At 50.2% G+C, this 20,492-nt stretch carries 15 protein-coding genes; 3 read left to right on the top strand and 12 right to left on the bottom strand.

All coding sequences use genetic code 11. The features are described from left to right. Nucleotides 1-220 precede the first annotated feature (220 nt). From Q4C79_RS10275 to zwf, 6 genes are all read right to left on the bottom strand, one after another. On the bottom strand, nt 221-1,468 hold the full coding sequence (locus Q4C79_RS10275; protein WP_303090926.1) for a sugar MFS transporter: 1,248 nt from the start codon (nt 1,466-1,468) through the stop codon (nt 221-223). A gap of 283 nt (nt 1,469-1,751) precedes the next feature. Next, entirely contained in the window at nt 1,752-3,443 is a 1,692-nt protein-coding gene (gene pgi, locus Q4C79_RS10270; protein WP_303090927.1) for a glucose-6-phosphate isomerase, read from the bottom strand. A 99-nt stretch (nt 3,444-3,542) separates the two neighbouring features. Continuing rightward, nucleotides 3,543-4,403, bottom strand: coding sequence for a MurR/RpiR family transcriptional regulator (locus Q4C79_RS10265; RefSeq protein ID WP_303090925.1), 861 nt, complete (start codon nt 4,401-4,403; stop codon nt 3,543-3,545). 181 nt (nt 4,404-4,584) lie between these two features. After that, nucleotides 4,585-5,601 carry a glucokinase gene (locus tag Q4C79_RS10260; RefSeq protein WP_303090924.1) on the bottom strand — a complete coding sequence of 339 codons (1,017 nt, stop codon included), beginning with the start codon at nt 5,599-5,601 and terminating at the stop codon, nt 4,585-4,587. Continuing rightward, on the bottom strand, nt 5,582-6,283 hold the full coding sequence (gene pgl, locus Q4C79_RS10255) for a 6-phosphogluconolactonase (RefSeq protein WP_303090923.1): 702 nt from the start codon (nt 6,281-6,283) through the stop codon (nt 5,582-5,584). Before pgl ends, Q4C79_RS10260 begins: the two co-directional genes overlap by 20 nt. A gap of 79 nt (nt 6,284-6,362) precedes the next feature. Further along, nucleotides 6,363-7,805, bottom strand: coding sequence for a glucose-6-phosphate dehydrogenase (gene zwf / locus Q4C79_RS10250; RefSeq protein ID WP_303090922.1), 1,443 nt, complete (start codon nt 7,803-7,805; stop codon nt 6,363-6,365). A gap of 552 nt (nt 7,806-8,357) precedes the next feature. Between zwf and edd the strand changes: the two genes are divergently transcribed. Both edd and Q4C79_RS10240 read left to right on the top strand, forming a co-directional pair. Then, nucleotides 8,358-10,187 carry a phosphogluconate dehydratase gene (edd, locus tag Q4C79_RS10245; RefSeq protein ID WP_303090921.1) on the top strand — a complete coding sequence of 610 codons (1,830 nt, stop codon included), beginning with the start codon at nt 8,358-8,360 and terminating at the stop codon, nt 10,185-10,187. A gap of 77 nt (nt 10,188-10,264) precedes the next feature. After that, a complete protein-coding gene (locus tag Q4C79_RS10240; RefSeq protein ID WP_303090920.1) occupies nt 10,265-10,888 on the top strand; it encodes a bifunctional 4-hydroxy-2-oxoglutarate aldolase/2-dehydro-3-deoxy-phosphogluconate aldolase in 624 nt (207 codons plus the stop codon). 78 nt (nt 10,889-10,966) lie between these two features. Here the strand turns inward: Q4C79_RS10240 and Q4C79_RS10235 are convergent, their stop codons facing one another. From Q4C79_RS10235 to Q4C79_RS10225, 3 genes are all read right to left on the bottom strand, one after another. Beyond that, nucleotides 10,967-11,695 (bottom strand): toxin-antitoxin system YwqK family antitoxin, encoded by a 729-nt coding sequence (locus tag Q4C79_RS10235; protein ID WP_303090919.1) that lies wholly within the window; start codon nt 11,693-11,695, stop codon nt 10,967-10,969. Between the two features lies 1 nt (nt 11,696). Further along, complete coding sequence (locus tag Q4C79_RS10230) at nt 11,697-13,040, bottom strand: aldehyde dehydrogenase family protein (protein WP_303090918.1); 1,344 nt, start codon at nt 13,038-13,040, stop codon at nt 11,697-11,699. A 565-nt stretch (nt 13,041-13,605) separates the two neighbouring features. Then, nucleotides 13,606-14,952, bottom strand: coding sequence for an AGE family epimerase/isomerase (locus tag Q4C79_RS10225; protein ID WP_303090917.1), 1,347 nt, complete (start codon nt 14,950-14,952; stop codon nt 13,606-13,608). A gap of 397 nt (nt 14,953-15,349) precedes the next feature. Between Q4C79_RS10225 and xseA the strand changes: the two genes are divergently transcribed. Then, the gene (gene xseA / locus Q4C79_RS10220; protein WP_303090916.1) at nt 15,350-16,705 is read left to right on the top strand and encodes an exodeoxyribonuclease VII large subunit; all 1,356 of its coding nucleotides are present in this window, start codon (nt 15,350-15,352) and stop codon (nt 16,703-16,705) included. A 615-nt stretch (nt 16,706-17,320) separates the two neighbouring features. Here the strand turns inward: xseA and Q4C79_RS10215 are convergent. From Q4C79_RS10215 to Q4C79_RS10205, 3 genes are all read right to left on the bottom strand, one after another. After that, nucleotides 17,321-17,827 (bottom strand): hypothetical protein, encoded by a 507-nt coding sequence (locus tag Q4C79_RS10215; protein WP_303090915.1) that lies wholly within the window; start codon nt 17,825-17,827, stop codon nt 17,321-17,323. Between the two features lie 234 nt (nt 17,828-18,061). Further along, nucleotides 18,062-19,831, bottom strand: coding sequence for a sodium:solute symporter family protein (locus tag Q4C79_RS10210; RefSeq protein WP_303090914.1), 1,770 nt, complete (start codon nt 19,829-19,831; stop codon nt 18,062-18,064). Between the two features lie 3 nt (nt 19,832-19,834). After that, a complete protein-coding gene (locus Q4C79_RS10205; protein WP_303090913.1) occupies nt 19,835-20,098 on the bottom strand; it encodes a DUF4212 domain-containing protein in 264 nt (87 codons plus the stop codon). Between the last annotated feature and the right edge of the window lie 394 nt (nt 20,099-20,492).

Raw genomic sequence — 20,492 nt, 5'->3', positions numbered from 1 at the left:
CGTCATGCTCGGGCTTGATCCGAGCATCTTTTTGTTTTGAAAGAAAAAGCAGATATTCGGGTCGAGCCCGAATATGACGAATTGAAAATGCCTGTCTGAAAAACTTTTTCAGACAGGCATTTTCAAAACAGATTAACTTAGAAATGCTGTTTTTCCATATTTACAGTTACAAAAAACACCCCGCCATGGCGGGGTATTTTCATCAACGCATCAATCTTGTTTAAGCTTCCGCTTCGTCTGCACGATAACCTTTTACGGCAAAGAATACAATGTAAAGGTAGCACACGGCAGATACCAGATAGGAGATCAAGAGACCGATGGTATCGGCAACGAAACCTTGTACCACCGGTACCAGCGCACCGCCGACAATAGCGGTACAGATGATGCCTGAAGCAGCGCCGGTGTATTTGCCCAAACCTTTGGTACCCAGCGAGAAGATGGTGGGGAACATAATGGAGTTGAAGAAACCGATCAGCAACAAAGCCCACATGGTTACTGCACCGCCACCGGCCAGAATCGCAACGGCAATCAAAACGATGGCTGCAATCGCGTTAAAGGCCAAATATTTGTTCGGTGCGATTTTGTTCATCATGGCCGAGCCGACGAAACGTCCGACCATTGCACCGCCCCAATAAATAGCGAGGTAGTTGGCACCGGTTTTATGGTCGAGACCTGCGGTTTCTTCCAGTACGTTAATCATCATGGAGCCGATGGCCACTTCCGCGCCTACATAACAGAAAATACCGATGGCGCCGAGTATCATGTGTTTATACTGCCACACACTGGTTTTGCCGTCGTGGTTATGCTCTGTTTCGGCTTGTGCGATTTGGCGGGCATCCGGCAGATGAATCAATTTTACGACGACAGCCAGCAAAATCAGGAAACCGGCCAATCCCAAATAAGGAATTTGCACCGAAGAGATTTTTTCGCTGGCGCTAGCAGTCGCGTCTACGAAAATCAGCATCGCGCCCAAGGGCGGCGCAATCATGGTTGCCAACGAGTTAAACGCTTGAATCAGGGTTAAGGTAGCAGATTCTTTGCCGGGCTTGGCCAACAGGGTTACATAGGGGTTACCCGCCACCTGGAGCAACACGATACCGGATGCCAGAATAAACAGAGCGCCCAAGAAAATCGGATAAGAGTGGCTGCCGGCTGCCGGGTAAAACAGCAAACAACCGACTGCGGCAATCAAAAAGCCGCCCATTACGCCGTTTTTATAACCGATTTTTTCCACCAGCTTACCCATCGGAATCGACATCACTGCATAGGCGGTAAAGAAGCAAAACTGAATCAGCATCGCCTGAGTATATGAAAGCTGGAAGATGTCTTTCAGGTGGGGAATCAGAATGTCGTTCATACAGGTGATGAAACCCATCATGAAGAACAAAGTGGTCAGCACCGTTAACGCAAAGTTATTGTTGCCTTTTCCGGCTGCTGCTCCGCCGGGGGGTTGTGAAGAGATTGCCATAATTACTCCTGATTAAAGTTGCCGCATGATTTATGCAGACCAACCGGCTAGTGAAAATGCCTATAACCGCCGGATGTTGTTTTCATTGTTACAAATAACGGGATTCCCGTTACTTACTTTTTGCAACAGCCAAATCCTTTGCTTTGATAAGTACTACCGCTCCATGCCTGTCTGAAAAACTGTTGAACGGATGGAAACGGTATACGGGCTGAATATCGGATTTACCTGCTGTGAAACCGGATTGGTTGGTTCCGTTCCGGCTTCATTTCTCTCTATTGCTTACTCAAACCTTCTTCTTATCCTCCTCCAGAAAAATATCGCAAGTACCGTCCACTTCGCAATTGGCACGCCGGTACAGCTTCACCAAATGCTCTGTGGAACTGTCATGTTTTTGCGGTGCGACCGTACCGTTTAATTCGGCCAGGATGGTTTTGGCCAATTGTTTACCCAATTCCACACCCCATTGGTCGAAGCTGTTGATGCCCCAGATGATGCCTTGTACGAATACCTTGTGCTCGTACAGCGCAATCAGGCTGCCCATATTGCGCGGATTCACTTTATTGAGCAAAATCAGATTGCTCGGCCGGTTGCCTGAAAAGGTTTTATGCGGTACCAGCGCTTCAATACGCGCTTCGTCCATACCTTGCGCACGCAACTTTTCGCGCACTTCATCAGGCGTTTTACCGCGCATAAAGGCTTCGGCTTGGGCAAAAACATTACTCAGCAGGATTTCATGATGGCCGGGCAGGTTGCTGCGTTTTTCCAACGAAGCAATCAGATCAATAGGGGTAACGTGGGTACCCTGATGCAGCAACTGGAAGAAAGCGTGTTGGCCGTTGATACCGGTTTCACCCCAAATAATCGGACCGGTTTCGTGCTCTACCGGAGAACCGTCCATGGTAACTTGTTTACCGTTGGATTCCATATCCAGTTGTTGGATGAATTTTGGCAAACGGTGCAAATGTTGGTCGTACGGCGCGATGATGTGGCTGCCGCCGCCGAAATAATTGATGTACCAAATGCCGATCATAGCCAGCAATACCGGCATGTTCTGCTCTAAAGGCGCATTGTAGAAGTGCTGATCCATCAGGTGTGCACCGTTGAGCATTTCGATGAAGTTTTCCTCACCCAAATACAACATAATCGGCAGGCCGATGGCCGACCACAAGCTGTAACGGCCGCCTACCCAATCCCAAAATTCAAACATGTGGTTGGTATCGATACCGAATTCCGCCACCGCTTTTTTGTTGGTAGAAACGGCAACAAAATGTTTGGCAATGTCTTCCTCGCTGCCTTCGCGCAAGAACCATTGGCGTGCGGTATTGGCGTTGGTGAGGGTTTCTTGGGTAGTAAAGGTTTTGGAGGCAATGATAAACAGCGTGGTTTCGGGATGGACTTTTTCCAGCGTATCGCGCAGTTGCGCGCCGTCTACGTTGGAAACGAAGTGCATGCGCATACGGGGATGGCCGAAGGTTTTCAGGGCGGAGCACATCATCAGAGGTCCCAGATCGGAACCGCCGATACCGATATTCACCACATCGGTAATCACTTGGTTGGTATAACCCAGCCAATCGCCGTTGCGCACGGCATGGGCGAATTTGCCCATCCGTTCAAGCACATTATTCACTTTGGGCATTACATCTTCGCCGTCGACCTCAATGGGCGAATTGGTGCGGTTGCGCAACGCAACATGCAACACCGCACGGTTTTCCGTTTCGTTGATTTTCTTGCCGGCAAACATTGCTTTTTTGCGCTCTTGCACACCGGCTTCCTTGGCCAGCTCAATCAGACCTTTTAGGGTTTCATCGGTAATGCGGTTTTTGGAATAATCCAGTTTCAAGCCGCCTACTTCCAGCCAATAACGCTCCGCACGCTGCGGATCCTGCTCGAACAATTCGCGCATATGAACGTCTTTAGCAGTCGCAAAATGATCCCATAACGATTGCCAAGCCGGTAGTTCTTGCAGTTTTTTCATCATATTATCCTTTTTTAGTTTGTGAGGTTGTGAAGCTTATTCGGATAGAAAACCGGTACGCCGGACCACTATATCCGGCGGCTTGCATTTGTCCGGCGCTTAATTGCCGGGAAACTCGTCGTCGTGTTCGATGCGCTTGCCGTAAATGCTGCGCTTGCCTTTTTGCAGGTTAAGGCTGGCGGTTTCGCCCAAACGCAAAGCCAAGCCAATGGCCAGAATATCGATTACCACCAGTTGCAGCAAACGGGAAACCATCGGGCTGTAACGCTCGCTGTTTTCCTGCGAGGCCACGTTGAGTACGCAATCTGCCAGATGCGCCAATGCCGAATCGGCACGGGTAACCGCGATAATCGCCGCGCCGTTTTCTTTGGCAATACTCACGGCATCCAATACTTCGATAGAAGAACCTGAATTAGATACCACCACCAAAACATCTTGTTCGGTTAACACCGAAGCGGCCATCAACTGAATATGAGGGTCTGCATAAGCAACAGTGGAAATGCCGAAACGGAAAAATTTATGCTGGGCGTCCTGCGCCACAATACCCGAATTGCCGACGCCGTAAAACTCGATGCGGCGTGCATGGGCAAGCATGGCAATGGCGTTTTCAAAATCGGTTTGATTCAGAAAACGGCGCGCACCAAGTATCGCCGCAGCGGTATTGCCCAATACTTTCTCCGTTACATCACCCATATCGTCATCGCTGTTAAGCTCCTCGTGTACAAAAGGCATGCCCTCCTGGCCGATATTGGCCGAAAGCGCCAGCTTGAATTCCGGCAAACCTTTGTAGCCGAGGCTGCGGCAAAAACGGATAACCGTCGGCTGGCTGACTGCCGCTTTCTCGGCAATCTCCGCCACCGCCGCATGCACGAACCATTTGGGTTCTGCCAACGCGCATTCGGCTACTTTGCGCTCTGCACCGGACAAACTGGTCAGCGATTCACTGATCTTGCTTAACATTTGTTATTTTCCCTCATTTCAGATTCACCTTTAATTACGGGCTTTTCTACCCTTGATGTGTGATTTGGCGTTTAACACCGCCAAACCGCAGGATGCCTGTCTGAAAAACTGAACAATTTTCTTTTTTCAGACAGGCCCCTTTATACAGCATTTGCTTCTACGGTATTTGATTTAACTGATTTTATTTTTTATCAATCAGTGCATTATCCAATGCCACGGCCGCCCCGGAAATACCCGGGTGTTCGGCCAATACGATATACACCGGAATTGCCGCCAGATAAGCATCAAACCTGCCTTTGTTTTCAAAGCGGTTGCGAAACGGCGAATGGCGGAAATAATCGATAAACCGCGGAATGATACCACCACACAGATACACACCGCCACGTGCACCCAAAGTCAGTGCCAGATTGGAAGAAATGGTACCCAGCATCGCACAGAAAATATCCAAAGTGAGACGACACAACGGGGAAGAGCCGCTCAAAGCACGTTCGCTGATTTCCGCCGGCGTAAGTTTTTGCGGTTTAACGCCTTCTTTGGTCGCCAGCGCTTCGTAAATCAGGGTCAGACCTGCACCGCTAAGGAAACGTTCGGCGGAAACGTGGCCGTATTTTTTCTTGGCGTATTGCCAGATCATCACTTCGGCATCATCAAAAGGCGGAAAGCTGACATGACCGCCTTCGCCGGCCAGCGCGGTATAAGTGCCGTTATCATTCGGAATCAGGCCGCTCACCCCCAAGCCGGTACCCGGGCCGAGTACGGCTTTCGGCGTATTCTCCACCGGCTGCATGCCGCCGATTTGGACTAAATCCTTAGGATCCATTTTGGTAATCGCCAAGGCCTGCGCGGTAAAATCGTTGAGCAAAATCAGCTTTTCCAAACCCAACGACTGGCGGGTGGTTTCGATGGAAAACGCCCAATGGTGATTGGTCATCTGCACCCAGTCGCCAACAATGGGATTGGCAATCGCAATCGCCGCATAACTGATTTTCGGATTGCCTACACGGTTCAAGTATTCTTTAATGGCATCAACGATGGTGTCGTAATCGTTGCCGGGCAGCACATCCACATGTTCGATTTTCTGCGGCGCGGTCTCCAGCGCGAAACGGGCATTGGTACCGCCGATATCGGCGACCAAGCGCGGCCAGGCAACAATCTCTTTTTTCTGTGTTTCTTGATTTTTAGCGGGTGTAGTGGACATGACAAGCTACCTTTTCTGAGTTGAGAACAAAACTGACCGGGAATTTTTTGTCGACTGTCGCAGCCGCCTGATCAAACACTTCTTTTTTATCGGCTCCTGCAATCGCCAGCAATACGGTCGGCGTTTTTTCGATTGCCGCCAGCGTCATGCTGATGCGCTCGTGCGGAGCGGTAACCGGCGTCGTATGTAAGAGCGGCACCTCGTTAGAAAGATCCAAGCCTTTGTCCAGCTGCGGTGCCTGCGGAAACAACGAAGCGGTATGGCCGTCGCCGCCCATGCCCAAGACCAGCACATCGGGTTGCTGATAATGTTGCAGCGCAAATGCTACCGCCTGCTCGCTGTCGGCCAATGCAGCTTCATCGGCATCTTCGGCAATAACCGGAATCCAACCGGCAGCGGCCGCTTTGTTTTTCAGCAGATATTGGTGAACCAAGCCGGTATTGCTGTCGGCATGGTTAACCGGCACGATACGCTCGTCTACCAAGGTGATGCCGACATTTTTCCAATCCAGATCGAATTGCGACAGCGCTTCAAAAAAAGCAATCGGAGATTTGCCGCCGGATACCGCCAATACCGCGCGGCCTTTTTCCGCCAACGCCTGCTTGAGCGCCGATGCCACTGCTTCGGCTTGCGCCTGTGCGGCTACGGCCGCATCTGAGTGTTCGTGCAGTTGGTAAGTCATGATGTATTCTCTCTCAAATTAAAACCATTGTTGTGCTTTCAGACAGGCATTTGTATTGGCTATGCCTGTCTGAAAAAGTTTACTGCTGATCTTCCAACCAAGCGTTGCCGTCTTTGGCCAGCAGCTCGCGGGCAGCTTCCGGCCCCCAGCTGGAAGCGGCGTAACCGTGCGGCGGCGTGCTGCTTTGTGCCCAGTTTTCCATAATCGGCATCACCCATTCCCACGCGGCTTCCAATTCGTCGCGGCGGTTAAACAGATTCACACGACCGTCGATTACCTCGCGCAGCAGCAATTCATAAGCCTCGGCGCGGCGGCCTTCGATTGCTTTGGCCAAATCGATGCTCATCTCGGTAGCCACCACGTTCATACCGTTGCCCGGCTCTTTCATAAATACGCGCGCGCTAACAGTTTCGTTCGGTTGCAGGCTGATAACCAAACGGTTTGGGGTATTCGGGAACAAGCCTTGCGGATTCTCACGGAAATTCAATACGATTTCAGCGGTTTTGCCGGCCATGCGTTTGCCGGTGCGCAGGTAGAAAGGCACACCCGCCCAGCGCTCGTTGTCGATTTCCGCCTTGATGGCGACATAAGTTTCGGTACGGCTGTCGGCCGGCACGTTATGCTCTTGCAAATAACCGGCTTGGCTGTCGCTGGCAGTGTATTGCGCACGGATAACATTGGCATCCACATCTGCCGAGGTCAGCGGTTTCAAGGCCTTGAGCACTTTCATTTTTTCATCGCGCACATCGTCGCCCGCCAGTGATTGCGGACGCTCCATCGCGGTAAAGCACAACATCTGGATAATGTGGTTCTGCACCATATCGCGCAAGGCACCGGTAGCATCGTAAAACTCGCCGCGCTCTTCCACGCCCAGCTGCTCGGCAATGGTAATCTGCACGCTTTTGACGAATTGTCTGTTCCACACCGGCTCGAAGAAAACATTGCCGAAACGCAACGGAATCAGGTTCTGCAGGCTTTCTTTGCCTAAATAATGATCGATGCGGTAAACCTGCGATTCTTTGAAATATTGGGCGACATCAGTGTTGATTTCTTGGGAGGATTTCAAATCGGTACCCAGCGGCTTCTCCAACACGATGCGCACGTTGTCGCCGTTTAAACCGACATCAGCGAGGTTTTCGCAGGCCTGCGCGAAGAAAGTCGGCGCAGTAGAAAGATAGATAATCACGTTTTCGGTGTTTTGGCGTGCTTTAACACGTTCCGCCAGCCTGTCGAAATCGGATTTGTCGGTAACATCTACTTTAAGGTATTGGATACGTTTAACGAAAGAATCCCACAATGCTTCGCTGAAATTCTGTTTGACATGGATTTTAGAATCACTCTCCACTTTTTTCAGAAAGCCTTCCGTATCCAGATTGCTGCGGCTGACTCCCAAAATCCGGCCTTCCGCATTCAACAGCCCGGCAGCATGTGCCTGATAAAGACAAGGCAAGAGCTTTCTCATTGCCAAATCGCCTGTTGCACCGAAAATCACCATGTCGAAATTGGTTAGCTTTTGTGACATTTTTTTCGTTCCTTATCCGTTACTTATTGCTAAGCAGAATCAAATTGTAAAAGTGGGCTCAAGGTATCCGGTACCACAAAGATGATTTGCCGGATTGGATTATAGCGGGATTGGTCAACATCGTCTGCCGTACTATTTATTAAAGAAAACTAAAGCCTTTATAGATGCAGACAAACATCAATAAGCAGCCGGAAAAAACGATAGGTAGAAAAACAGCGATAACAATAAATTTCAGATTTAAAATAATACATTATCATGCATAGCCGTACGTTTTTTCTTCTTTTGCTACATTTACCTCTGACAAAGCCCTCGTAACTTTTCTAAATCCCATAAAGTTAGTAGCAATCCTACACGGCGTTACAGCTTTTGTCCATGCTTTGATATGCGTAAAAATTTGATTTAAGTAAATACTTTCTCAGATTAAAATGGTATCATGTTAGAAAACTACAATCCACCTGCCGCGTGTACCGCCACACTAATCTGTAACTAAGCTACACCACCAAACGGATGTCGTACCGCTCCAGGGCAAACCTTACTATCGAAAGGTAACCCATGACCACTTTACACCCTACTCTAAAAGCGATTACAGAACGCATTATCGAGCGTAGCCGCCCGACCCGCGAAGCTTATCTTGCCCGTATCCGTGCGCTCGAAAACCACGGCCGCGTCGAACGCGACCAATTGGGCTGCTCCAATCTGGCACACGGTTATGCCGCCATGCCCAATGCCATTAAAATAGAAATGCTCAAGCCCACCGTACCGAATCTGGGCATGATTACCGCATACAACGACATGGTTTCGGCGCACCAACCGTTTGCCGAATTTCCGGCTTGGGTAAAAGACGAAGCGCAAAAACACGGTGCCACCGCACAAGTGGCCGGCGGTACTCCCGCCATGTGCGACGGCATTACCCAAGGTTACGAAGGCATGGAACTCTCTCTGTTTTCGCGCGACGTGATTGCCATGAGCACCGCGGTCGGCCTGTCGCACCAAATGTTCGACGGCGCACTTTACTTCGGCGTGTGCGACAAAATCGTACCCGGTTTGGTCATCGGCGCACTCAGCTGCGGCCACTTGCCCGGCATTTTCGCTCCCGGCGGCCCGATGGCCAGCGGTATCGGCAATAAAGAAAAAGCGCGTACCCGCCAACTGTTTGCCGAAGGCAAAGTCGGCCGTGACGCACTGCTCAAAAGCGAAATGGGTTCCTACCACAGCCCCGGCACCTGCACCTTTTACGGCACCGCCAACTCCAACCAAATGATGATGGAAATGATGGGCTTGCACCTGCCCGCTGCCGCCTTCTTCAACCCCTACACCCCGATGCGCGAAGCACTCACCCGCTATGCAGCCGCCCATCTGGCCGAAGGTGTGAAAAACCAAACCATCAAGCCCATCGGCGAAATGCTGAATGAAAAATCGTTTATCAACGCGGTTATCGGCCTGATGGCCACCGGCGGCTCCACCAACCACACCATGCATCTCGTTGCGATGGCACGCGCCGCCGGCGTGATTCTGACTTGGGACGACTTCGACGAAATCTCCTCGATCGTGCCGCTGCTGATCCGCGTTTACCCCAACGGCCAAGCCGACGTTAACCACTTCGCCGCAACCGGCGGCCTGCCGTTCGTGATCCGCGAACTACGCAACAACGGCCTCTTGCACGACGATGTAGAAACCGTGATGGGCCACGGCATGGAAGCTTACACCAAAGAGCCGTTCCTGATCGACGGCAAACTCGAATGGCGCGATGCCGTGGCCGAAAGCCGCGATGAAGACATTCTGCGCCCGTTCTCTCGCCCGTTCTCACCCGACGGCGGCCTGCGCCTGATGAAAGGCAACATCGGCCGCGGCGTGATTAAAGTATCCGCCGTGAAAGACAGCCAGCGCATTATCGAAGCGCCCGCCATCGTGTTTAACGACCAAAAAGAAGTGCTGGCCGCATTCGAGCGCGGCGAGCTGGAGCGAGACTTCGTGTGCGTGGTACGCTTCCAAGGCCCGCGCGCCAACGGTATGCCCGAACTGCACAAACTCACGCCGCCCTTGGCGATTCTGCTCGACCGCGGCTTTAAAGTGGCGCTGGTTACCGACGGCCGTATGTCGGGCGCATCCGGCAAAGTGCCGGCTTCCATCCACATGAGCCCCGAAGCCCTGCTTGGCGGCGGCATCGGCAAAATCCGCACCGGCGATTTGATCCGCTTCGACTCCGTTACCGGCGAATTAACCGCCTTGGTTGACGAAAAAGAATGGGCGGCACGTGAAATCCCCGAACCGGATTTGAGCAAAAACACCCACGGCATCGGCCGCGAACTGTTTGCCGGCTTCCGCAGCATCACCAGCAGCGCCGAAACCGGTGCCATGAGCTTTGGCGGCGATTTTTCCTAAACTTCCCTTATCTTTCAGACAGGCATCAAGGTTGATGCCTGTCTGAAAAAACAATTCTTTCAAATCGGAGAAAATACATGAATCCACGCGACATTCTTTCCGCAGGCGCCGTTGTTCCCGTGATGGCGATCGAAGACATTAACACTGCCGTTGACTTGGCACATGCACTGGTTGAAGGCGGCATCCCCACCCTCGAAATCACCCTGCGCACCGAGCACGGCATCAAAGCCATCGAACTGATTAAAAAAGAAGTGAAAGGCGCGATTGTGGGTGCCGGCACCGTTACCAATCCCGACCAGCTCAAAGCGGTTGAAGACGCGGGCGCCGTGTTTGCCATCAGCCCCGGCCTGCACGAATCACTAGCCAAAGCCAGCCATAACAGCGGCATCCCGCTGATTCCCGGCGTAGCCACCCCCGGCGAAGTGCAACTGGCGCTCGAGCACGGCATCGACACTTTAAAACTATTCCCCGCCGAAGTGGTGGGCGGCAAAGCCATGCTCAAAGCCCTCTACGGCCCCTATGCCCACGTGCGTTTCTGCCCAACCGGTGGCATTACCCTCGAAAGCGCCCCCGAATACTTGAAACTGCCCAACGTATTATGCGTTGGCGGCACATGGCTCACTCCTAAAGAAGCCGTGCAAAACAAAGATTGGGCAACCATTACCCGTTTGGCCAAAGAAGCCTCCGCCCTGCGCAAGTAAACTTAGCGTTACGCTTCCAAATCATAAAAATGCCTGTCTGAAAAATATTTTCAGACAGGCATTTTTGCTTTCCAATCACTATTCTTCAATAACATAACCGTCCGCATCCCAGTGGGTACGTCCAACCAGTTCATCATCCTCATAAACTGATTCCGATTTTTTCGAACCGTCGGGATACCACTCCAACACCACCCCGCTGCGTTTGCCGTCTTTAATGTTCAATTCCAAAGTCAGCCGGCCACTCTCCTCCCAGCCGAGCATCTGCACCACTTTGTCATTTCGAATTAAGTTTTCGCTTTTCGGACGGCCACTCGGATACCATTGTTTATGTAAACCGTCGGCCTTGTCATTATGAAACTGAATTTCGCTCTCCTTATTACCATTGCGGTAATAACGCGAGCCGGTACCCTCGGTTTTTCCGTTTATGTAAGGCATTTGCGCGGAAATGCCTCCTTCGGGATACCAATTGATCCACACACCGTGCGGCAATCCGTTGCGGTAACCCGCTACCATTTTCTTATTTCCATTGTAATGCCAAAGCGTCAGCGTGCCGTTGGGCAGCCTGGGTACAAAAGCCTTCACATCCGCCAGCATCACTTCATACGGGTCGGAATATTTCTTTTTCGACGGATAATAAAAATCCCGCACCTTGGCCCGATCGCCCACCACATCGTAATTGCGCTCGTAAGCCGCCGTGTTGCTATTGGGCAGCAACTGGCCGCGCGCATTGAAATAAAGCTTTTCCGCCGCCCAAGCCGACAAAGGAAACGCAAGCAATAGCAGGGCGGCGATTTTGAAATAATTCATGTTATTTCTGCCAATAAGATTTTACATTAACGAATTCGTACAAACCGAATTCCGATAGCTCCCTTCCATAACCGGAAGCCTTCACCCCGCCGAAAGGCAAGCGCAGATCGCTACTGGTATGGCGGTTGATAAATACCGCACCGGTTTGCAATTTCTCCGCATAACGCCAACCGGCCTGCTCGTTTGCGGTATATATGGCGGCGCCTAGGCCAAACGGATTATCATTGGCCAAAGCCACCGCAGCTTCCGCGTCCGCCGCCCGCATCAATACCGCCACCGGACCGAACACTTCTTCATGATACACACGGCAGGCAGGGTTCACATCCGCCAACACGGTAGCCGGATAAAACCAACCCGGCCCTTCGGGTATCTTGCCGCCGCATAAAGCACGCGCACCGTTTGCCAGCGCATCGACAACCTGCGCATGCACCTTGTCGCGCAAATCTTCGCGGTGCAGCGGAGCCAAGGTGGTTTCCGGCCGCATCGGATCGCCGGTTTGCAAACGCCCGCATTCTGCTAGAAACAATTCGCTAAAACGGTCGGCCACCGCCTCTTCCACAATAACCCGCTTGGCCGCATTGCACGACTGCCCGGCATCGCGGAAACGCGAATAACACGCATCTTTGGCCGCCTGCGCCAAATCGGCATCGGCCAACACGATAAACGGATTGCTGCCGCCCAATTCCAACACCGATTTTTTCAAACTCCTCCCCGCATGCCCCGCCAGCAAACGCCCCGTTTCGGTAGAGCCGGTAAACGCCAGCGCATCGCACTCTTCAATCGCATGCTGCACATCGTCTGCCGCCAGCCAAGCCGCCATCATCGGCAAATCTTCGTGCACCAAATCGAACAAAGCCTCAGTAACCCGCGCCACACTCGGCGCCGGCTTCACCACACAGGCATTGCCCGCGCACAAAGCCGGTACGGCGAAACGCAATACCTGCCACACCGGATAATTCCACGGCATCACCGCCAATACCACACCCAAAGGCTCGAAGCGTACTTGGCTTAAGCTCGCTTGCGTCGCAATTGTTTTATGCGCCAATAATTCAGGCGAAAGATGGGAGTAATAACGGATCAATTCCACCGACTTATCCAATTCCGCTTCACATTCGCGCAAACAACGACCGACCTCCTCACACACCATCTTCGCCAATACATCGCGCTTTTGCGCAAGCTTATCGGCCAGTTCCAGTAAAAGCGCGGTGCGTCCGGTAACCGGCAAAGCGGCAAAACGGCTTTGCCGCCGGCGCAACTCTGCCAAATCTTGTGCGAAATCCGCATAAGGCTGCGGCGCACGCTCGAATAAAGTCTCACCGCTCAATACATGGATACTGCGGAACATCTGCTGCATACTCCTAGGAACACCACTCTGCAATCGCCCTAATCTTTTTTACGATAATAGGCCTGTCTGAAAATCAAGAACTGATTTTGAAAACCAAACAACATTACAACATTAGAATTAGCTTGCCGCTTGGTTTTCAAATCAGCTTTTCTCTATCTATATAAACTGCATTGATAATGAAAATTTAAATAATGATAAATTTTCTATCTAAATAAACATTCAAATACGATTGTTTTTTATTGTAAACATCTTACCATAACCATGGTTCTATCATACTAAAATCAACCATCAAGCGCGTAAAACAGTGTAAGTTGCAACAAACCTGTCACTTCTATGCGAAAAATGCGCATCATAAATCTAAACAGATATTTCGCAAACAGCCACTCAAAATGAATAAAATAATTTAAAGAACCATAACGCTTTTTCTTTTGTGACTGATTTCACGGTTTTTTGGTTTCCAAAATTAACTCTTTATTGATCAAATAAACAACCCCGAAAACAGCCACAACTGCTTTCGGGATCATTGAAACCTGCCGCTACGTTTTCAGACAGGCATACCTTCTATTCAAACCTTCACACTTTCGGGATTCTGTTTCACCGCTGCGGTGATGAAATGGCCGAACGGCAGCAGCGGCAGCAGCAGGCATTGGAAGGCGTGGTAAATATCGGGTTTGCCCGACCAAACGCTTTCGTCGGGCCGGTTTTCGGTGTCGAGCTGGTGATACCAGCGGCCCTCGCCCTCCAGCAGATATTGCGCGGCATAGGCGGTGAAGGTTTCGTACCAATAAGAAAATTCGCTGCCGAGTTCGGCTTGCACATAACCTTGCGCCGCGCCCAAACCGCCAATCGGGGCGTGGCCTGCGTTGATGCCCTCCAGCGCCACGCACGCGCCTATGCCTTCGCACAACACCCAGTGCATACGGTCGCGCACAATCGGGTTGCCTTCGAAATCGGTGGTGTAAACAAAGCCCGCCGCACCGTCGCCGTGCCAGTTGTTGAGCGCCTGGCGGAACAGGCCGAAAGCGGTGGCGGAATAATCCGACGGGGTTTTCACTCCGTATTTGCGGCTCATCACCAGAGCATGGCAGCCCAGGCGCGCCCACTCGAGCGCATGACCGACCGTGGCGCCGTAAGGGCGGAACTGGTGCGCTTTGTCGTTTTCGTTGTAATCCCAAACCACGTTCCAGTTTTCGTCGAAATGCTCGGGAATGCGGTAGGCGTTTTGTTCGCAAAGTCCGAACACGAAATGCAGAATCGAATTGGCGCGCCCGAGCCAGCGTGCCGCGCGTTCGTCGTCGGCGGCGATGCCCTGCGCCAGTTGCGCGTCGAATGCCGCCAGGCTGGCTTCAACGGTGTGCATATTGGCGTTTACGCCGCGATAGGGTTCGCTTTCGGAAAAGTCGCGCGAAAACGATTCGCGCATTTTGCCGGCGGCTTCGTCCCAAAAATAACGGTCGTGAACTGCGCTGATGGCGTCGAACAACTCGTCTGCCCGCCTGATGCCCGCCAGCAGGCCGCTGGATGCGGCCAGCAGCACGAAAGCGTGGGCATAGGCGGTTTTCTGCGTGCCGGCTTCGGTGGGCACGGCCTGCCCGCCTGCACCGGGCTGATGCTCGAGTGCTTCGAAAAAGCCGCCGTGTTCGTGGTCTTGAAAATGCTCGAGCAGCGCGTTGATGCCGTGTTCGGCCAACTCGCGGCAGCCTTCGATGCCCATCAGCGCGCCGATGCTGTAAATATGCGTCATGCGGCAGCTGATCCAAGTTTGCACGGGCTGCGACAAATCAACTTCTCCGTGTTTGTCGAGATAGCCGAAACCGAACGGTACTTTCGATTTACGGGCAAATTCCAGCAGCGCCCGGCTCTGGCCGAGCAGCCATTGTTGGTGTTGCGGGTTGTGAAGCGGGGTAATCATGCGGTTTCTCCTGTTTGAGATAACGGTTTCGAATTGCTGTTTCCCCCATTTAAATGGTCAATAAACGGCCTGATGAAAAATAAATTTGTCTTTTTTCAGACAGGCTCAATACTCCGAACAAGCTGTTTTTTATTCAGTATAGTAAATTCATCTAACTTTCGCTACGCCCTTGCCTCCTTCTTCACTGTAAGAAAAGCCAAGGAATGTAGTCAGAATGCTTGTGAAGCGTTTTTTTGAGCTTGAATTGTCAAACTACTAAGCGTGTATACAAGGCATGGCAACGCCTTTGCGAAAGTTAAGTTAATCCGCTCTATAAACAAACAAGATTGTTTTGCCCGCATAGCCTCAGCCTTCTGCTTTCTTTATAATTACTCTTTTTAGTTTCTTGTATCCACTCATGTCCGAACTATTCGCCCCTGCCGCCGTTTCCGTATCCGAATTGAACGCCCTAGCCAAAAGCCTGCTGGAAGAAAACCTGTTCGGCCTGTGGGTGGCGGGCGAAGTATCCAACCTCACCCGCGCCGCCAGCGGGCATTATTATTTCTCGCTGAAAGACAGCCGTGCGCAGGTGCGCTGCGCCATGTTTAAAGGCACGGCGGCGAAACTGCCCGCTCCGCTGAAAGAAGGTGATCACATTGAGCTGTCAGGTAGAATCGGCATTTACGAGGCACGCGGCGAATTTCAGATTACCGTTAATGAAGTGCGGCTGAAAGGCTTGGGGCAACTGTATGAAGCTTATGAAAAGCTGAAAGCGAAATTGCAGGCCGAAGGTGTGTTTGCGGCGGAACGCAAAAAGCCGCTGCCCGCCCACCCGCGCACCATCGGCATCGTAACCAGCTTGGCAGCGGCGGCTCTGCGCGACGTGGTGTCCACCCTGAAACGGCGCGCGCCGGAAATCCCCGTTATTATTTATCCTACCGCCGTACAAGGCTCAGGCAGCGAATTGCAGATTGCCCAAGCCATTCAAGCGGCCGGCCAACGCAATGAAGCCGATGTGTTGATTGTGTGCCGCGGCGGCGGCAGCATTGAAGATTTGTGGTCGTTTAACGAAGAAATCGTCGTGCGCGCCATCGAAGCCTGCCCGATTCCGGTGGTCAGCGGTGTCGGACATGAAACCGACTTCACGCTGGCCGACTTCGTTGCCGACGTGCGCGCACCCACACCCACCGGCGCAGCCGAGCTGGTCAGCCCCAACCGCTTGGAATCGCTGCACAAACTGGCGCAGGCGCAAGGCCGTCTGAAAACCGCTTTGCAGCAGCGTTATTACGATGCCAGCCAGAAAACCGACTGGTTCGCCCGCCAAATCCGCCACCCGCAGCAGAAACTAAACGAGCAGCGCGCCCAACTGCACACGCTGGCGCAATCGATGCGCTTTGCCATGCAAAACAGCCACCGTTTCCACGCACAACGGTTTGCCCGCCAACAACAGCAGCTGGCCCACCTGCGCCCCGATGTTTCCGGCGCCGCGCGCGATGTGCAAAGTTTTCAGACGGCCTTAAAGCAGCATTGGCACAACCTGCTCGCCAACCGCCGGCAACTGTTGGAAAAACAGGCCGCCTTGCTCGAAGCGGTGTCGCCGCAGCATATTCTCGAACGCGGCTTTTCGGTGGTGAAAAACAGCCGCGGCCAAGTCATCCGCAGCGCGGCGGCCTTGAAACAAGGGCAGAAGCTGCACATCACATTTGCCGACGGCGCAACCGATGTGCGCGTTACCGGCGAAACGGCACAGCCTGATTTGTTTGATTATTCGTAAAGACACACCGCCATCCGAACTTATCCGTACGATTATTACGTATAGCTAAAAAGTAATTTTTGATACAAGGCATCAAGCCATAAACCGTACCGCCGGAGCCAAACAAAATTCAGCGAAACAGAACAAGATAGGCAGTTTTATACCAAACAGATACTGGAGAAATAGTATTGTTTACATGTATCAACCGAAATTGAACACTCAATACGCCTCAAACCAGTAAATCATTAATGGATTTTCGGAAAAGACAAAAAAATACACACATTCGAAAGAATGTGTGCCAAGTCTACAAAGGAGAAATAGAGGAGAAACTATCAAACAGACACTGCCTGCTCGATGAAACGTATTATGAGACAAAGCTCTTGAGCTAGTCAATCCTTTTTTTAACCAGATTCGTAAATTTCTTAATCATGTCGAAAAAAGTACAATTTCTTTCGATTTCAAAAGAAATTTCGATTCTGAATAAACAAATTTTCAAAATCGAAACCAACTCTATCGATAATACTGTCCGATTTCGGTTGGAAAATCAGTAACCATTTTCAGACAGGCCCCTCCTATACATGAAAAGCGGATAGGTCCAATCCCATCCGCTTGTTTAACACCACAATAAATCAAGATTCAACTAATTTTCCCACAAACCGCCTGCACGATTTTCTCGGTATGTACCGTCTGATGCCAGTTATCCGGAACAGGCTCACCGTTTTGCGTATCCCGAATATTGGCCTGTAACGCTTTATCACAATCAATTAATACCGGCCAAGTATTTGCACTCATGCGCCGCTCAAAGAAATATAAGTTAACTTGCACTACTCTGCCTTCTTTTAATGGAAACACTTTATGGGTATCTACCACCACAAACTTCAATATTTGTGGCCGATAATAACTCCAAGGCTTATAAGGCGCGGTTTGTGCTATTTCGGCCACCACCACCGTTTCCGGCGGCAGTAATGAGCGTGTATGGCTATACCAAGTATATTCGCTGTATACCTGAAAAAACATCATTCCCAAACCGGCACTTACAGGAATCATCCATTTCGGTATTTTTTTAAAAAACACCCTGAATAACAATATAATACCTGCCCCACCCAAACCGGCAAATATCGTTGCAATCCATTCCCAAACCATAATGTCACGCTTCCTTCTTACTAAATAGATAGTGGCTTTAGTTAATTTTCTCTACGATGTTACTTCACATGAGCTCAAAGAGAACGATTTTGTCAAGTTTCCTAAGCGGCAACAGAACCGGTTCCATAGTGTATATTGTCTTCGGATTACCACTCCATATCGGAAATATACAGAATCCGATTCTAAAGAGAATTCGGGCTTCCTTACTCTCAGGAAGCCCGATTATCACAAACGTTAGTGGTCAACTGCCTGGCCGGCACCGCGTGGATAACGCACGCTTTCCACCAATTCTTGTACATCTTGCGGCGGCTCTTTACCCAAAGAAGAAACCACAAATGCGACCGCAAAATTGATCATCGCACCGACAGCACCAATCGACAAAGGTGAAATACCGAAAATCCAGTTAGCTTCTACATTTTCGAAATTATTGGTACCCGGAATGAAAAACCAACCCATATACATGAAAATATACACGCAAGTGACTACCAAACCGGCAATCATGCCAGCAGTCGCACCTGTACTATTAATGCGTTTAGAGAAAATACCCATCATCAAGGCCGGGAAAATGGAAGCAGCAGCAATACCGAACGCTACCGCCACTACTTGTGCGGCAAAGCCCGGAGGGTTAATGCCCAACCAAGTCGCCACCACAATCGCAACAGTCATCGATACTCGTGCAGCCATCAATTCGCCTTTCTCCGAAATATCGGGCTTCAAGGTCTTCTTAATCAAATCGTGCGATACGGCCGAAGAAATCGCCAGCAGCAAACCGGCTGCAGTAGACAACGCAGCGGCCAAACCGCCCGCAGCAATCAGGCCAATCACCCAAGATGGCAAATTAGCAATTTCCGGATTAGCCAATACCAGAATATCGTTATTAACAGTCAGCTCATTACCTTTCCAACCACGCTCAGTTGCGGTGGCTTCAAATGAAGCAGACTTGTCATTGTAGTATTGGATTTTACCGTCACTGTTTTTGTCTTCAAACTTCAGCAAACCCGTGGTTTCCCAATTTTTCATCCATTCAGGGCGTGCATCGTACGCAATCGCTTCCGCTTTCGTACCTTCGGGATAAATAGTATTCACCAAATTGATACGAGCCATAGAGCCTACAGCGGGAGCAGTGGTATAAAGCAATGCAATAAAGACCAATGCCCAACCAGCTGAAGAACGTGCATCCGATACTTTGGGAACAGTAAAGAAACGGATAATCACATGCGGTAAGCCAGCAGTACCAATCATTAGTGACAAAGTAAACAAGAACATATTGAGTTTATTTGGCACATCTGCTGTATAAGCTGCAAACCCCAAATCCGTTACCAACAAATCCAGTTTTTGCAGCAAAGGCGTACCGGAAGCGGTATCAGTACCAAATAAACCTAAAGGTGGAATAGGATTACCGGTTAAATTGAATGAAATAAATACAGCCGGAATGGTGTAAGCGATAATCAGCACTACATATTGCGCCACTTGAGTGTAGGTAATCCCTTTCATACCACCCAATACTGCATAGAACAGTACAACTACCGCTGCAATCAGCAAACCGGTGGTACTACTCACCTCAAGAAAACGTGAAAATGCCACGCCCGCACCAGTCATCTGACCAATCACGTAAGTTGTTGACGCAATAATCAAACATAAAACTGCTACCAAACGTGCCGTACGGCTGTAAAAGCGATCTCCGATAAAATCTGGCACTGTAAATTTACCAAACTTACGCAAATATGGTGCTAAAAGTAGTGCCAGCAATACATAGCCGCCTGTCCAGCCCATCAAATAAGCCGAAGCACCATAACCGCTCATCGCTAATAAGCCAGCCATTGAGATGAATGATGCCGCACTCATCCAATCGGCCGCAGTAGCCATACCGTTCAAAACCGGGTGTACCCCTCCGCCGGCAACATAAAATTCCTTAGTTGATCCTGCCCGTGCCCAAATAGCGATTCCAAAATACAATGCAAACGAACCGCCTACAAAAAGTAAATTGATGACAAATTGGCTCATGATTTACTCCTCGTGTACACCAAACTCTTCATCCAGCTTATTCATTCTCCAAGAATAGAAGAAAATAATAGCGATGAAAGTAATAATCGAACCCTGCTGAGCAAACCAAAAGCCCAGATCCGAACCTCCTACCTGAATACCTGCCAGTATGGGCCTCAGTAAAATACCGAATCCATACGAACACAGCGCCCAAATAATTAAGCAAATCATAATAATCCGGACATTAGCTCTCCAATAGCCGGCAGCATCATGTTTCTCAATAGACATGACAGTTTCCTCCTTGCGTTTATTTTTCTTCAAAAACAGCCAATCTTTCAGATAAAAGCTACATACAATCTTTCCGAAAAACCAGTCATTTGTATTGAACTGAAGTATATACAATATACACAGCCTATCAGTAGGATAACCATCGCTTAAAACCATTGCAACACTCTATTTTTGATTAACGCTATTTTTCATATAAAATATTGATTTAAAAAATAATTAGGTTTTATTATTAAAATACAAGCTAATGGCCATAGTAGAAATATGAAAAACAAAATTTGAAAAACAATCATTTGTTTAAAATAAAATTTTCATAAACCATTTGAAACCTTTGCAAAATTCACCTTGAATTGTCAAACCAAGCGCAACGTTTTTCGAAACAGCACCTCATAAGCAC

It is taken from the genome of Neisseria sp. (genome assembly GCF_030523955.1).
Taxonomy (GTDB): domain Bacteria; phylum Pseudomonadota; class Gammaproteobacteria; order Burkholderiales; family Neisseriaceae; genus Neisseria.
The sequence above is the reverse complement of the archived record's forward strand: the minus strand, read 5'-3'. Positions and strand labels throughout refer to the sequence as shown.

Excerpts from the sequence above, each read along its gene's own strand:
- Q4C79_RS10225 (WP_303090917.1), bottom strand. The coding sequence starts at position 14,952 with ATGATTACCCCGCTTCACAACCCGCAACACCAACAATGGCTGCTCGGC.
- zwf (WP_303090922.1), bottom strand. The coding sequence starts at position 7,805 with ATGTCACAAAAGCTAACCAATTTCGACATGGTGATTTTCGGTGCAACA.
- Q4C79_RS10205 (WP_303090913.1), bottom strand. The coding sequence starts at position 20,098 with ATGTCTATTGAGAAACATGATGCTGCCGGCTATTGGAGAGCTAATGTC.
- Q4C79_RS10210 (WP_303090914.1), bottom strand. The coding sequence starts at position 19,831 with ATGAGCCAATTTGTCATCAATTTACTTTTTGTAGGCGGTTCGTTTGCA.
- Q4C79_RS10275 (WP_303090926.1), bottom strand. The coding sequence starts at position 1,468 with ATGGCAATCTCTTCACAACCCCCCGGCGGAGCAGCAGCCGGAAAAGGC.
- Q4C79_RS10240 (WP_303090920.1), top strand. The coding sequence starts at position 10,265 with ATGAATCCACGCGACATTCTTTCCGCAGGCGCCGTTGTTCCCGTGATG.
- pgi (WP_303090927.1), bottom strand. The coding sequence starts at position 3,443 with ATGAAAAAACTGCAAGAACTACCGGCTTGGCAATCGTTATGGGATCAT.
- edd (WP_303090921.1), top strand. The coding sequence starts at position 8,358 with ATGACCACTTTACACCCTACTCTAAAAGCGATTACAGAACGCATTATC.
- Q4C79_RS10235 (WP_303090919.1), bottom strand. The coding sequence starts at position 11,695 with ATGAATTATTTCAAAATCGCCGCCCTGCTATTGCTTGCGTTTCCTTTG.
- xseA (WP_303090916.1), top strand. The coding sequence starts at position 15,350 with ATGTCCGAACTATTCGCCCCTGCCGCCGTTTCCGTATCCGAATTGAAC.
- Q4C79_RS10260 (WP_303090924.1), bottom strand. The coding sequence starts at position 5,601 with ATGTCCACTACACCCGCTAAAAATCAAGAAACACAGAAAAAAGAGATT.
- pgl (WP_303090923.1), bottom strand. The coding sequence starts at position 6,283 with ATGACTTACCAACTGCACGAACACTCAGATGCGGCCGTAGCCGCACAG.
- Q4C79_RS10215 (WP_303090915.1), bottom strand. The coding sequence starts at position 17,827 with ATGGTTTGGGAATGGATTGCAACGATATTTGCCGGTTTGGGTGGGGCA.
- Q4C79_RS10265 (WP_303090925.1), bottom strand. The coding sequence starts at position 4,403 with ATGTTAAGCAAGATCAGTGAATCGCTGACCAGTTTGTCCGGTGCAGAG.
- Q4C79_RS10230 (WP_303090918.1), bottom strand. The coding sequence starts at position 13,040 with ATGTTCCGCAGTATCCATGTATTGAGCGGTGAGACTTTATTCGAGCGT.